General features: G+C 48.8%; 13 protein-coding genes. 8 read left to right on the top strand and 5 right to left on the bottom strand.

The features are described 5' to 3' along the window. Positions 1 to 188: 188 nt before the first annotated feature. From CXL14_RS19235 to bstA, 3 genes are read left to right on the top strand one after another with little or no spacing between them, the layout of a single operon-like run. A complete protein-coding gene (locus CXL14_RS19235) occupies positions 189 to 2,600 on the top strand; it encodes a PEP/pyruvate-binding domain-containing protein (RefSeq protein WP_014417228.1) in 2,412 nt (803 codons plus the stop codon). Between the two features lie 22 nt (positions 2,601 to 2,622). After that, on the top strand, positions 2,623 to 2,895 hold the full coding sequence (locus CXL14_RS19230) for a ribonuclease inhibitor Barstar (protein WP_007408543.1): 273 nt from the start codon (positions 2,623 to 2,625) through the stop codon (positions 2,893 to 2,895). Positions 2,896 to 2,918: 23 nt separating this feature from the next. After that, entirely contained in the window at positions 2,919 to 3,461 is a 543-nt protein-coding gene (bstA, locus tag CXL14_RS19225) for a bacillithiol transferase BstA (protein ID WP_014417229.1), read from the top strand. On the opposite strand, the gene CXL14_RS19220 is transcribed toward bstA, so the two are convergent. Both CXL14_RS19220 and CXL14_RS19215 read right to left on the bottom strand, forming a co-directional pair. Then, positions 3,421 to 5,013 carry an MFS transporter gene (locus tag CXL14_RS19220; protein WP_014417230.1) on the bottom strand — a complete coding sequence of 531 codons (1,593 nt, stop codon included), beginning with the start codon at positions 5,011 to 5,013 and terminating at the stop codon, positions 3,421 to 3,423. The two genes, bstA and CXL14_RS19220, sit on opposite strands and share 41 nt — an antisense overlap. 109 nt (positions 5,014 to 5,122) lie before the next feature. Next, entirely contained in the window at positions 5,123 to 5,605 is a 483-nt protein-coding gene (locus CXL14_RS19215) for a MarR family transcriptional regulator (protein ID WP_014417231.1), read from the bottom strand. Positions 5,606 to 5,773: 168 nt separating this feature from the next. Between CXL14_RS19215 and mprF the strand changes: the two genes are divergently transcribed. From mprF to CXL14_RS19200, 3 genes are all read left to right on the top strand, one after another. Next, positions 5,774 to 8,344 carry a bifunctional lysylphosphatidylglycerol flippase/synthetase MprF gene (gene mprF, locus CXL14_RS19210; RefSeq protein ID WP_014417232.1) on the top strand — a complete coding sequence of 857 codons (2,571 nt, stop codon included), beginning with the start codon at positions 5,774 to 5,776 and terminating at the stop codon, positions 8,342 to 8,344. Positions 8,345 to 8,438: 94 nt separating this feature from the next. After that, positions 8,439 to 9,323 carry a PhzF family phenazine biosynthesis isomerase gene (locus CXL14_RS19205; protein WP_014417233.1) on the top strand — a complete coding sequence of 295 codons (885 nt, stop codon included), beginning with the start codon at positions 8,439 to 8,441 and terminating at the stop codon, positions 9,321 to 9,323. 76 nt (positions 9,324 to 9,399) lie between these two features. Next, on the top strand, positions 9,400 to 9,984 hold the full coding sequence (locus tag CXL14_RS19200) for a nitroreductase family protein (RefSeq protein WP_007408549.1): 585 nt from the start codon (positions 9,400 to 9,402) through the stop codon (positions 9,982 to 9,984). 40 nt (positions 9,985 to 10,024) lie between these two features. Here the strand turns inward: CXL14_RS19200 and CXL14_RS19195 are convergent, their stop codons facing one another. From CXL14_RS19195 to CXL14_RS19185, 3 genes are all read right to left on the bottom strand, one after another. Further along, positions 10,025 to 10,216, bottom strand: a complete 192-nt coding sequence (locus CXL14_RS19195) for a YfhD family protein (protein WP_003155508.1) — start codon at positions 10,214 to 10,216, stop codon at positions 10,025 to 10,027. Positions 10,217 to 10,286: 70 nt separating this feature from the next. Next, positions 10,287 to 10,397: a YfhE family protein gene (locus tag CXL14_RS19190; protein ID WP_003155504.1), complete on the bottom strand. Its 111-nt coding sequence runs from the start codon at positions 10,395 to 10,397 to the stop codon at positions 10,287 to 10,289. A 57-nt stretch (positions 10,398 to 10,454) separates the two neighbouring features. Further along, entirely contained in the window at positions 10,455 to 11,354 is a 900-nt protein-coding gene (locus tag CXL14_RS19185; protein WP_088056265.1) for a TIGR01777 family oxidoreductase, read from the bottom strand. Between the two features lie 91 nt (positions 11,355 to 11,445). Here CXL14_RS19185 and recX point away from each other — a divergent pair, with 91 nt between their 5' ends. Together recX and CXL14_RS19175 are read left to right on the top strand one after the other, a co-directional pair. Next, positions 11,446 to 12,237, top strand: a complete 792-nt coding sequence (gene recX / locus CXL14_RS19180) for a recombination regulator RecX (RefSeq protein ID WP_053285207.1) — start codon at positions 11,446 to 11,448, stop codon at positions 12,235 to 12,237. 6 nt (positions 12,238 to 12,243) lie between these two features. Then, a complete protein-coding gene (locus CXL14_RS19175) occupies positions 12,244 to 12,558 on the top strand; it encodes a YfhH family protein (protein ID WP_007408553.1) in 315 nt (104 codons plus the stop codon). Positions 12,559 to 12,577 lie beyond the last annotated feature (19 nt).

Here is a 12,577-nt window from a genome sequence, read left to right as displayed (position 1 = left end):
TTCACTGTAAGGCTGAAGACCCCCGCCTGCGGCCGTTTTGACGGATGCATTTATGACAAAATAACGCCATCGATTTTCTCCCTTGTGAAGACCGATATATTGTATACTTATAGGAAATACTTTCAAAAAAAGTGAAAAAGAGAAAAACTGTGAGCTTGGATGAACGACTAAAAAGGAGCGGGGACATTATGAATGACTGTGTCAAAACATTCGGAGAACTTCCGGCCGAACTTTATTCCTTTGCGGGGGGAAAAGGAAGCATTCTCTCTAAAATGTATCAAAGCGGGTATCCTGTGCCTGAAGGGTTTGTGATTTTGCCGTCAGCCTTTCAGGACGGACAGCTCCGCCATCAGGCGAGAGAGGCTATTGATCAATATGTGAATTCCATCCGCAGCCGCCATGCTTCTGCGTTGTTTGCCGTACGCTCATCCGCGCTGAGCGAGGATTCCGCTCAGGCTTCCTTTGCCGGAGAATTCGATACGGTGTTGAATGTCAAAACAGATCAAGACATGTCCAGGGCGATTGATGAAGTCCGCCGATCGGCACAGTCAGAAAGGGTAAAAGCGTACAGCGCCGTTCAGGGAATGGAAGATGAGCATGAAATCGCAATCGTCATCCAGCTGATGATACCGTGTGAGATATCCGGAGTGCTGTTTACCGCAGATCCGATTACGGGGAGCAGGCGGGAGATGACAGGCAATTACGTCTACGGTCTCGGGGAGCAGCTTGTTTCCGGGGAAGCTGATGCCTATTCTTTTAAACTGGCACGGCCCAAGAAAAAATATGACGGCCCCGCAGAATTTCGCAAATATGCGTCAAAGCTCTATAAACTGGCGAAAAAGCTGGAAAAAGATCTCGGAGGGCCGCAGGATATTGAATGGGCCGCCGCGGGCGGGACATTGTATATTCTTCAATCCCGCCCGATTACGACCTTACAAGCCGGAAATCTGGAAACCTATGAATGGAATGATTCTTTCAGCGGTGATTTTTTATGGACAAACACAAATATAGGAGAAGCGATTCCCGATGTGATGACGCCGCTGACATGGTCGCTCCTCCGGAATCTGGATGAAGAGTCGGGCATCATTCCGGGCTATTATGTCTGGTCCGGCAATATTTGCGGCAGAGCCTATAACAATATGAGCCAGCCTCTTTCCGTTCTCGCCGCTTTCGGTCTGAATCCGAAAGGCGGAAAAATAGGAAAAATGATGAGCGATACATTGGGAGAAATCCCGGCGGAAATGAAGATTCCTTTATATCCGTTCTCAAAGTATGAACTTTTGAAGATCATCTCGAAAAAACTGAAACCGTATCTGTCGAAAATGAAGCACGCGAAAAAAAACATGTCCTCCTATTTGGACGAATCGCCGGAGTGGTGCCGGAATATTGAGGAAAAGCTGAAACGTGCCGAAACGGAGCGGACATTATTAGCGATATGGAACAATGAGATCTATTCGTATTTATGCAACGCGTGGTTTGCGTTAATATCCGGCGGGCGTGATTCTGCGCAATCCTCTTCGTCGTTAACCTCTCAATTAACAAAACTCGCAGGAATAGAAGATGCGAATCTCCTGCTTTCCAATCTGAGGGGAAAAGGCGGACTGGCCAGCCTGGAGCCGATTATCGGCATTGATCAAGTCATGAAAGGCCGTATGAGCGAGGAAGAATATCTCAGGAACCAAGGCCACCGAGGCCCGCATGAATACGAACTTTCCATACCGCATCCCGGAGAAAACCGGGATTGGCTGACGAAGCAGATCAAAGAACACAAGGAGTCGGGTATTGATGCCGAACAACTGCTTTTGAAACAGCAGCAGGCGCATGAACAGGCCTTCCGAAGATTTGAAGAAAAGTTTCCTCATAAGGTCAAATGGCTCAAAGCCAAAATGGAAAAAGCGTCAGAATACGCGAATATTAGAGAAACAACCAGATCCGAATTTGTCAGGGTGTACCGGACAGCCAGAGCATTCGCGCTCAGAGCGGCGGAAATGACCGGCATGAAGGACGATATTTTCTTCTTGTATCTGCATGAAATAACCGATCTGCTCGCGGGGAAAGAGCCGGCGGTTGCGTCGATTCAAGCGAGAAAGCAAAACTATGAAACCTATAAAAAACTGCCGCCGTTCCCATCCGTTATTAACGGAAGATTCAATCCGTTTAAATGGGCTGAGGAGCCTGACAGAAGAGCGGATTATTACGATGCTTTTATGCCTGCGGAAACTGATGATGCGCATACTTTAAAAGGTTTCGCGGGAGCGGCCGGGAGAGTGGAGGGCATTGTCCGTGTCCTAGATGCTCCGGAAGACGGGGATTCTTTTGCGGCCGGGGAAATTTTAGTGACTTCGACAACCAATGTAGGCTGGACCCCGCTTTTTCCGAGAGCGGCTGCCATCATAACGGACGTCGGCGCCCCTTTGTCCCACGCGGCGATCGTCGCCCGGGAACTTGGGATTCCTGCCGTTGTAGGGTGCGGAAATGCAACGTCAAAACTGAAAACGGGGGACAGGGTGGCCGTTGACGGCGGGCAAGGCATCGTCCAGCTGGAACCGCGGCAGACTCCGGCCACTTCTGAAGAGGAAAATGGTAAACTGATAGAATAAAATCATGGGAAAGGAGCCGCGCATGAATAAAGCAGTTATTAACGGGGAGCAAATCAGAAGTATGAGCGACCTGCATCAGACATTGAAAAAGGAACTTGCCCTTCCTGAATACTACGGTGAAAACCTTGACGCTTTATGGGATTGTCTGACCGGCTGGGTGGAGTACCCGCTTGTTTTGGAATGGAGACAGTTTGAACAAAGCAAGCAGCTTACAGAAAATGGTGCCGAGAGTGTGCTTCAGGTCTTTCGTGAAGCGAAAGCGGAAGGCTGCGACATCACCATCATACTTTCATAATACGATCAACGGGAGAGACAAAAATGGAAAAACAAACCCTCAGCTATCCGATTGGAGAGTATCAGCCGGCTGAATCGATTTCGGCCGGACAGAAACAAGAATGGATCAATGCGCTCGAACACGCTCCGGCCAAACTGAAACAAGCTGTCAGAGCGATGTCGGACAGTCAGCTTGATACGCCGTACCGCGAAGGGGGATGGACTGTCCGCCAAGTGGTTCACCATCTGGCGGACAGCCACATGAACGGCTATAGCCGGTTTAAATTGAGCATAACGGAGAATGAACCGGAAATCCGTCCTTATGATGAAAAAGGCTGGGCTGATCTTCATGATTCCAAAACCGCCGCTTGCGGGGATGCGCTTGAGCTGTTAACGCTCCTGCACAGAAGATGGGCCGCTCTTTTGCGCTCCATGACGGAAGCCCAATTCAAACGGACATACTTCCATCCTGTATCTAAAGAGACGGTTACGCTGGAACAGGCGCTCGGACTATATGTCTGGCACTCTGAACATCACATCGCCCATATTACTGAGCTTTCCCGGCGGATGGGCTGGCATCTGTCTTAGAGGATGCCGGCTTCCGGAAAAACGCCAAAACAGCCGCAGACACAATCGTGCATAATGAAATGACGGCGGCTGCCGTATAAAGATGGTGGTAGCCGCTGGAAATGCCTGCTTCAATCGCATCAGAAACCGCTTTTTTGACGGCGGGAACGGGGATTCGGCTTACCTGCTCCTGCAACGAAGAAAGTCCGCCGCCGATATCGGGCGTTTGCGCCTGATCAGCGGGAATGCCGCTTTTCGCTAAACGGTTTTTGATGTCATCTCCGATCCGGTCAAAGCCCGCTGTAATGAAGCCGGCATATAAAGCCGGAGCGAGCGTCAGCCCGACCTGCCTTACGAGTGACAGCGTGCCGAGCGCTGTTCCTTTGTTTTGGCCCGCCGTTTCTGATACAAGCACATTCAGCGGAGCCCCGAGCAGAAATCCGAAACCGATCCCCGCAATGACACTCGCTGTGACAAATTCCCATTTATCCGTCACCCATAACGGAAACAGGCTGAAGCCGACAAATGCGATGGCGCCTGATACAACCGCGGAAAAGACCGGCCCTTTTTTATCCGTGATCGCCCCGCCGAGCCACGCTCCGATTCCTGACGCCAACGCGAGCGGCGTCATCCAATAACCCGCTTTCTCCGCCGATACGTGCAAATATTGCTCCGCATAAGAAGGAATAAAAATGACCGCAGCGAGCAGCCCTCCCGATAAAAATCCGATGACGAGCGTCCATTGAAACACTTTATTTTGCAGCAGCGAGTAGGCGAGAATCGGATCGCCCCCTCGGTTTTCAACCCGCTTTTCGACCTTAAGCAGCACCAGAAAGAGAAGTGCCGATCCCAAAAGATACCCGTACACCTTTACGTCCATTATGCTTTCTGACAGCTTCGCCCCATTGAGATTCGTGATACCGATCATGCAAGATAAGATCGCAAGAGACAGCAGCATTGTGCCGGCGAGGTCAAGCCGTTTCGCCCCAGGCTCTTTCGTTTCAGCGATAAACAAACCGCCGCACACAACCAAAGCGGCGGCAATCGGCAGGTTAATTAAGAACAGCCAATGCCACGACCCGGTTACATCAAGCAAAAAGCTCCCGATATTCGGTCCGAGGACGGCCGCCATACCGTTCATCGCCCCTAAAAGCCCGAGAGCTTTCCCCTGTTTCTCCTTCGGAAGCACGGCCAGCACATGCGAACTCCCGATTATAAAAATTCCGCCGCCGCCAAGCGCCTGAATGAGCCGTGCCGCCAAAAACATCGGGAAGCTCTGACTGAGTGCGACAAGCAAAGAGCCGAGTCCGAACAGCCCGACTTCAATCATAAACAGCTTTTTCCGCCCGTATCGGTCCGACAGCTTGCCGACAATCGGCACACTGACACTGAGTCCCAATGTGTAAAGGGTCACTCCCCACGATCCCCATGAAGGAGAAACATCAAAAGAGCTGTTAATCGTCGTCAGAGCAGCGGAAATAATTCCGTTGTCCAGCGCCGCCATGAACACACCGATCGTAAAGAGAGTGATGGCCCGGCTCTGGTTTTTTTCTGTTTGCAATGGCTCCGGCATACTGATCAATCCTTCCGTTTTTTAATTCACTTCGAATATATTATTCACTTCAAGTGAATTAAATGTCAAACAAAAAAAGGCCGCCGATACCGGCAGGCCTTTTTCATCTCTATCCCTGTTTGGAAGAATCAAGCGCTCTTGCCAAAATGGCAAGCCCTTGATTGACCGTTTGTTTTTCTTCAGCGGTCAGCGTTTCCAATGAACGCTTCAATTTTACATGTCCTTTTTGATAAAGGCTGCGGAAAATATCTTTCGCGTTTTCCGTTAATTGAACGACGACTGAACGGCGGTCTTCTTCTGACGGAGCGCGTGTAATGAAACATGATTTTTCTAAACGGTCAAGCAGCCCAGTCGTATTTGAAAGAGAAGCGCCCATTTTCTCCGCTATATCACTCACCTTAAGCGTCCCGTGGTTGTTCAGAAGCATCAGCACCTTCATTTGCGGCATGCTCATATCAAGCTTCATCCACTCCGACACATCGCCGAGCCCCGCCGATGTCATCACTTTCATGTACAGCACCCAAATATCCCGTTCCTCAGGAGAAAAAATATCGCCGCCTAATACCGTTGTATCATGCAGATTATAATCCATCGTCTCACTTCCTCATTCATACTCCTGCATACCATATTACTGATTTTAATCAGAGAAAGAAAGTTGCAGGCGAGTTTTGTTTGAATGTGAGGTGGTAGTGTATAATATGTTGGAGATTATTGGGGGAATTATAATAAATAAGCTATTTTATGATGATTGGAGAGAACATTGCTGACTAAAAAGAATGCCTTATCGATATTAAAAGTATTATTTCCTATTGCAGTTTTGCTTTTAGTCATTTATCAGTCCAAAAAGGAATTGACAGACCTTTCTTTTAAACGAACGCTGTACATTATTAACGGGATTGAGCGTTACGATTTATTTATTCTCGTTCTGCTCGGCCTTCTTGCCGTCAGCGCGATGTCCTTTTATGACTTTGTGCTGAAACGGACGCTTCGCCTCAACATTCCGAATTGGAAAGTATTCAGGGTCTCCTTTATCGCCAATTCCTTTAACAATGTCCTTGGATTCGGCGGTCTGGCGGGCGTCGGGCTGCGGACGATGCTTTACAAAGAACATACGAATGACGTAAAACGCCTCGTCGCAGGCATCGCCTGGCTTACGTCCTCAGCGCTGCTCGGGCTGTCCGTCTTCAGTATCCTGACCATCGCCCGGGTTCTGCCGGTTGGAGAGATTACAAGTGAGAAACCGTGGCTGTGGGCTGTTATCGCCGGAGTGGCGCTTATTGTGCCGGCAGCCTTAATCGCCGCTTGGATCAACAATAAAAAAGCTGGCGCAGAAGACGGTGAAGCAAAACCGAGGCATCCGGTTTTTTCTTACATCGGGGCATCGTTTGCCGAATGGTTTGCGGCGGCTGTCGTCATGTATTATTCTCTGTATGTCATGGGAATTCACGCGGATGTCCGCCATGTATTCGGGGTATTTGCCATTGCCGCTATCGGGGGAATCATCAGCCTTGTGCCGGGAGGATTCGGTTCGTTTGACCTTCTGTTTCTGCTCGGCATGCAGAATATGGGCTTTCCCCAGGAGGCGGTTGTGACATCCATCGTCATCTACCGGATTGTGTATTCATTTATTCCGTTTGTGTTCGGGCTGTTCTTTGCGGCCGGCGATTTAACGGAAAATACGCTGAAACGGCTGGAATCAAATCCGAAGATGGCGCCTGCCGTGGAAACGACGAACGTGCTTCTCGTATTCCAGCGCGCTATCTTAATCAGGGTGCTTTACGGTTCGCTGTCGCTTTTGGTTTTCGTGTCGGGAGTCGTCGTGCTTGCGTCCGTCGCCCTGCCGATCGACAGGGAGACGGTCATTCCGCACATTCCGCGCCCGGCGCTCCTTGCGTTTAACGGGTTATCGCTAAGCGCGGCTTTGATTCTATTAATTTTGCCGATTGAATTATACAAACGGACGAAACGTTCTTATTCAATGGCGGTTGCCGCGCTGGTCGGCGGTTTTGTGTTCAGTTTCTTAAAAGGAATGAATATCAGCGCGATCTTTATTCTGCCTGTCGTCATCGTATTGCTTGTGCTGTTAAAGCGGCAGTTTATCAGAGAGCAGGCATCGTATACGCTCGGCCAGATGATTTTTGCGGCCGCTCTGTTTATTATCGCCTTGTTTAACTACAATCTCATTGCCGGCTTTATTTGGGATAAAATGAATCGGCTGCTGCGCCACGACTATTTCGTCCATAACAATTCGCACATTACATATGCCACGATGACGGCCATTATTGTTGTGCCGCTGTTTTTCCTTGTGTTTACGTTCTTTTATCATAAAAGATCGAAGCCGATCGGAGAAGAGGCCGATCCTGAACGGCTGAAGTCCTTTTTGGCGGAAGAAGGCGGAAATGCCCTCAGCCATCTCGGCTTTCTCGGGGATAAGCGGTTTTATTTCTCAAGCGACGGCAAAGCGCTTTTATTGTTCAGCCAGATTTCCAGAAGGCTTGTCGTGCTCGGTGATCCGTCAGGACAGAGAGACTCTTTTCCGCTTGTGATTGAGGAATTTCTGAATGAAGCGCATAAGCAGGGGCTGAGTGTCATGTTTTATCAGATCGAACGTGAAGATCTGGCGCTGTACCATGACTTCGGCTATAACTTCTTCAAGCTTGGAGAAGAAGCGTTCGTGGATATGGAGGCATTTACGCTGTCAGGTAAGAAAAAAGCGGGGCTGCGGGCGATTAACAACAAATTTGACCGCGAAGGCTACACATTTCATGTCGGGGAACCGCCGTTTTCCTCCGAGTTTATCGCCAAGCTGAAAGACATTTCGGACGAATGGCTCGGTCCGAAAAAAGAGAAAGGTTTTTCCCTCGGTTTCTTCGACAGGGATTATCTGGAACAGGCGCCGATTGCTTACGTGAAAGACGCGGAAGGGGAGATCATCGCTTTTGCCAACCTGATGCCGATGTATCAGGAAGGCGAGATATCAGTCGACTTGATGCGTTATCGGAAAAGCGCGCCGAACGGTATTATGGACGCGCTTTTCATCCGTCTGTTTCTCTGGGCGCAGGAAAAAGGCTATACCACCTTCAATATGGGCATGGCGCCTTTGTCAAACGTAGGAACGGCTTTTACATCTTTCTGGTCGGAAAGAATCGCGGCCGTCATCTTCAACAACGTCCGGTATATGTACAGCTTCAGCGGGCTGCGGGCCTTTAAAGAAAAATACAAACCGGAGTGGCGCGGGAAATACTTGGCGTACCGCAAAAACAGATCGCTGTCCGTCACGATGATCCTCGTCACCCGCCTGATCGGAAAAACCAAAAAAAGACGCCGTTAAAAGGCGTCTTTTTTTTTGAATAATTGACTAAAAATTCTAATTTCACTCTGTTATACTGAATAACATGATCATAAGGTGAAAGGAAGGCTGATGAATGAAACAGGCAACCGTGTTTAAATATGAAGCGTTTTCCGATATTCCGGATTTGGGAAATCCCGCGGGAATCGTCTTTAACGGAGATGATTATTCAGATGAAGAGATGCAGATGATCGCCGAAATGGCAGGGTACAATGAAACCTCATTTCTCTGTAAAAGCGGAGAAGCCGATCTGCGCATCCGCTATTTTACACCCGGCCACGAAATGAATTTATGCGGACATGCTACCGTCGCCTCTCTCTACGCATTAATTGAAAAGGGAAGGCTTCAGGCTGATCAGACATATCAAATTGAAACAAAAGCCGGCATTCTTCCCGCAAAATCCGCTGAACGAAACGGCCGGGTATACATCACGCTCGAACAGGCTCCCCCGCAATTTCTGCCGTTTACGGGCGACAAAGAAAAGCTTGCGGCCTCGCTCGGGATTACGGCTGAGGATTTTCACAGCGAGCTGCCGATTGTTTACGGATCAACGGGGATCTGGACACTGATTGTTCCGCTGAGATCACTTAAAGCATCACGGAATATGGTGCCGGACAACGCACAATTCCCCGCTATTTTGCGCGATCTTCCGAAAGCGAGCGTTCATCCGTTTTCTCTGGAAACCGTTCATCCGGAAAGTGATCTGCACGGACGCCATTTTTCTTCCCCTTTCTCCGGTACGACCGAAGATCCCGTCACGGGAACCGCTTCAGGCGTCATGGCAGCCTATATGCGGCAATACGGAGGCTCCGAAGCCGAATGCCTCACGATTGAACAAGGCCAGGAAATCGGGAAAGACGGAAAAGTGGAAATCAGGATTACAGAAGATAACGAAAAGATGAACATCAAGATGACGGGAACGGCCGTGTATGCCGAAACAATTAATTTTCAGCTTCCGTAACGGTTTACAAAAGCCGGTCGTATCCGTTATATTATAAATGATAATCATTTTCATTTGGATAGGAAGGTGAATCGGCATGCCGAAAACCGAACAATTACAGCAAAACGAAAGTCTTGCACATACAATCAGAAACAGAAGATCCATCCGGTCGTTTAAACCGGAAACCGTGCCTTCTGAAGTCATATTAGATATGCTTGAAACGGCCGTTTACGCACCGAACCACAGACTGACGGAGCCGTGGCGTTTTATCTACGCAGCAAGCGAAGCGGGAAAAGCAAAGCTTGCGGACAGCTACGTCTCATTTTTCAAAAAGATAAAAGATGATTTCAACGAGGAAAAAGAGCGGAACATGAGAAAAAATCTCAGCGCCGTTCCGGGATTTTTGCTGGTCGTCTTAAAAGAAGATGAAAATGAATTTACGAGAAACGATGATTTCGCGGCGCTGAGCGGCATGATTCAAAACCTTCAGCTTCTCGCACATGAAAACGGCATCGGCATGGTCTGGAAAAGCGGCCGCATTATGTATGACAAACAAGTGCACCAAGACTTCGGCCTTGCTGACAATGAGCGCTTTGCCGCCATCATTCAAACGGGCTATCCGGATGAACAGCCTAAGGCGAAAGAACGGACGCCGGCAAAAAGCCTGTTTACCGAACTGTAAAAAAAATCCCCGTCTCTATACAGAGGCGGGGATTTCGTATTTAGCGGGTTTTGCTTTTAGCTCTGTTGTCAGCGGCTTTCATCCGCGCCTGCGCTTCACGGTCAGCGGAATCAGCAAGCTCGCTTGAATATTCCTCATATGTGCCGTCTGTTTCGCGTTTCAAAGCATCCGGAACTTGAGGAAGTTTTTGTTTGTTTTTATCACGGTTTTTGTGAGTATGATTTCTGCCCATATCAATCGCCCCCTGAAAAAAGTGATATCAAACAAACATAGTATCTGCCCGGTCCCGATCTTTATTCAGTTTATTTCCGTTTGGCTGCTCTTTCCGCTTTTTTGAATTCACCGGAATAAAGGACTTCCTGCATTTTTTTCAGATTGGCTCCCTGTTGATGTTTTTCGCGCTTCTTTTCCATAAAAGAAGACCCTCCTTCAAAACAGAATACCAATAGGATTGGCTTTTATTTCCGTTTTTATGCAGATAAGAGATCCTTTAAAGCGAAATCAAGCTCTTCATACGTAAATTGAAAACCGGATGTCAGCGCCTGCTTAGGCAGGGCGCGCTGGCCTTTTACGATCAGCAGGCTCATTTCTCCCAAGGCCTTCTCCAGAAAAAGTTCCGGTACGGGAATCCAATGGGGGCGGTGCAGGACGCCTGCGATCGTCTTTCCGAATTGCTTCATTTCTACGGGGTTCGGCGATGTCACATTCATGGGACCGGACAAGTCATCATGCTCCACCGCAAAAGCAATAAGTTCCGCGGCGTCATCCACATGAACCCATGACAGCCATTGCCGTCCAGAGCCGATGGTGCCGCCGGCTAACAGCTTATAAGGGAGAACCATGAGCGGCAGGGCGCCTTTTTCACCGAGCATCACCCCGAATCTGGCATATACCGTCCGGATGCCGAGCGCTTCAATTTTCTGGCCTTCACGTTCCCACATATGAGCCGTATGACTGAGAAAATCTTCATTTGACGTATCTGACTGTTCGGTGAACGTTTTCTCTGTGCTTGTGCCGTAAATGCCGACGGCGCTGGCCTGAATCAAAGCCCGGGGTTTTTTCGGCTGCTGCTTCATAATCCGTCTGACTTCTCTCGTCGCTTCTATTCTGCTTGAGATGATTTGTTCCTTCGTTGTGTCCGTCCAGCGGTCAAAGATGGATTTGCCGGCGAGGTTCACCCATACATCAATAGGGGGAAGCTCGCGCTCAGGCGCCGCGTTTTCGGCCAGCCATTGAACATATGTCACATTTTTTTGTTCGGTTTCTCTCTGTTTTCTTGATAAAATATAGACATGATGTCCCCGGCGGGTCAACACACCTGTCAGATGCCGGCCCAGAAAACCGGTGCCGCCTGTCATCGCGATATTCATATCCATCTCTCCTTACACGTTGATATATATACTGTACCTCATTTGCCAAAAAGAAAAACGCCTGAACATCGGGGCGGGAAAGGAGACCGGGATGCCGTTTATTACAAAAATATCGACCCAAAAGAAAAATACCGAGCGCTTCAACATCTTTCTTGATGAGAAATATGCATTCAGCGTCGACGCCGACGTGCTTGTGCGTTTTGACCTGAAAAAAGGGAAAGAACTCGACGAGCTTGACATTCTTGAAATCCAGCACGGCGATGACGTGAAAAAAGCCTTTAACCGCGCCGTAGAATTTTTATCATACCGGATGCGCTCTGAAAAAGAAGTCCGGGATCATCTGAAGAAAAAAGAAACACCGGATATGGTCATTTCTGAAGTCATCCATAAACTGTACGATTACAGCTACTTAAATGACAAAGAATTTGCGGAAGCTTATGCGAGCACCCACAAAAAAACAAACGGCAAAGGCCCTGACGTCCTGTTCCGCGAGCTGAAAGCGAAAGGAATAGACGACGATACCATCAAGGAGACGCTCAGCGCGTTTACATTTGATGAGCAAATACAAGAAGCGCTGAAACATATCGGCAAAATCCTCAAAAAAGACAAAAAGCTGTCCACAAAAGAGATCAGACAGCGGGCGCAGATGCAGCTTCAGCGAAAAGGTTTCCCTTTCGACGTCATCAATGCCGCTCTGGAACAGACGGAGTATGAAAATGATGATGAAGCCGAGATGGAAGCTCTGAAGGCTCATGCGGAAAAAGCGATCAGGAAATACCGCTATGACGGCAGTTATGAAAGCGGAATGAAGGTCAAACAGTACTTATTCAGAAAAGGATTCTCGATTGACGATATTGATCAATTCTTGCAGGAAGAGGAGTAAACTGAAATGGACAAACGATACAGTCAAATGACGCCTCATGAACTACAGACCGAAATTGCGGGGCTGACGGAAAAAGCGCGAAAGGCGGAACAGATGGGCATTGTAAATGAACTGGCCGTGCTTGAACGGAAAATTACGATGGCCAAAGCTTACATGCTGAACCCGGAAGACTTTCGGCCCGGCGGGGTGTATCAGATAGAAGGTTCTGATGACACTTTCCGCATTGATTACATCAACGGCGTATTCGCCTGGGGACACAGATCTTCCCCGTCTGACGGGGAAGAAGCACTGCCGATTTCCGTTTTAAAAGAAAAAAAATAACAAAAGAGGCCGGTTCCGG

Origin of the sequence: Bacillus sp. SJ-10 (genome assembly GCF_002843505.1) — a bacterium.
GTDB lineage: Bacteria > Bacillota > Bacilli > Bacillales > Bacillaceae > Bacillus > Bacillus velezensis.
The sequence above is the reverse complement of the archived record's forward strand: the minus strand, read 5'-3'. Positions and strand labels throughout refer to the sequence as shown.

Bases quoted from the DNA above. Each gene is read 5' to 3' on its own strand.
- CXL14_RS19215 (WP_014417231.1), bottom strand. From the start codon at position 5,605: ATGGATTATAATCTGCATGATACAACGGTATTAGGCGGCGATATTTTT.
- CXL14_RS19235 (WP_014417228.1), top strand. From the start codon at position 189: ATGAATGACTGTGTCAAAACATTCGGAGAACTTCCGGCCGAACTTTAT.
- CXL14_RS19205 (WP_014417233.1), top strand. From the start codon at position 8,439: ATGAAACAGGCAACCGTGTTTAAATATGAAGCGTTTTCCGATATTCCG.
- bstA (WP_014417229.1), top strand. From the start codon at position 2,919: ATGGAAAAACAAACCCTCAGCTATCCGATTGGAGAGTATCAGCCGGCT.
- CXL14_RS19190 (WP_003155504.1), bottom strand. From the start codon at position 10,397: ATGGAAAAGAAGCGCGAAAAACATCAACAGGGAGCCAATCTGAAAAAA.
- recX (WP_053285207.1), top strand. From the start codon at position 11,446: ATGCCGTTTATTACAAAAATATCGACCCAAAAGAAAAATACCGAGCGC.
- CXL14_RS19200 (WP_007408549.1), top strand. From the start codon at position 9,400: ATGCCGAAAACCGAACAATTACAGCAAAACGAAAGTCTTGCACATACA.
- CXL14_RS19220 (WP_014417230.1), bottom strand. From the start codon at position 5,013: ATGCCGGAGCCATTGCAAACAGAAAAAAACCAGAGCCGGGCCATCACT.
- CXL14_RS19185 (WP_088056265.1), bottom strand. From the start codon at position 11,354: ATGAATATCGCGATGACAGGCGGCACCGGTTTTCTGGGCCGGCATCTG.
- CXL14_RS19230 (WP_007408543.1), top strand. From the start codon at position 2,623: ATGAATAAAGCAGTTATTAACGGGGAGCAAATCAGAAGTATGAGCGAC.
- CXL14_RS19175 (WP_007408553.1), top strand. From the start codon at position 12,244: ATGGACAAACGATACAGTCAAATGACGCCTCATGAACTACAGACCGAA.
- CXL14_RS19195 (WP_003155508.1), bottom strand. From the start codon at position 10,216: ATGGGCAGAAATCATACTCACAAAAACCGTGATAAAAACAAACAAAAA.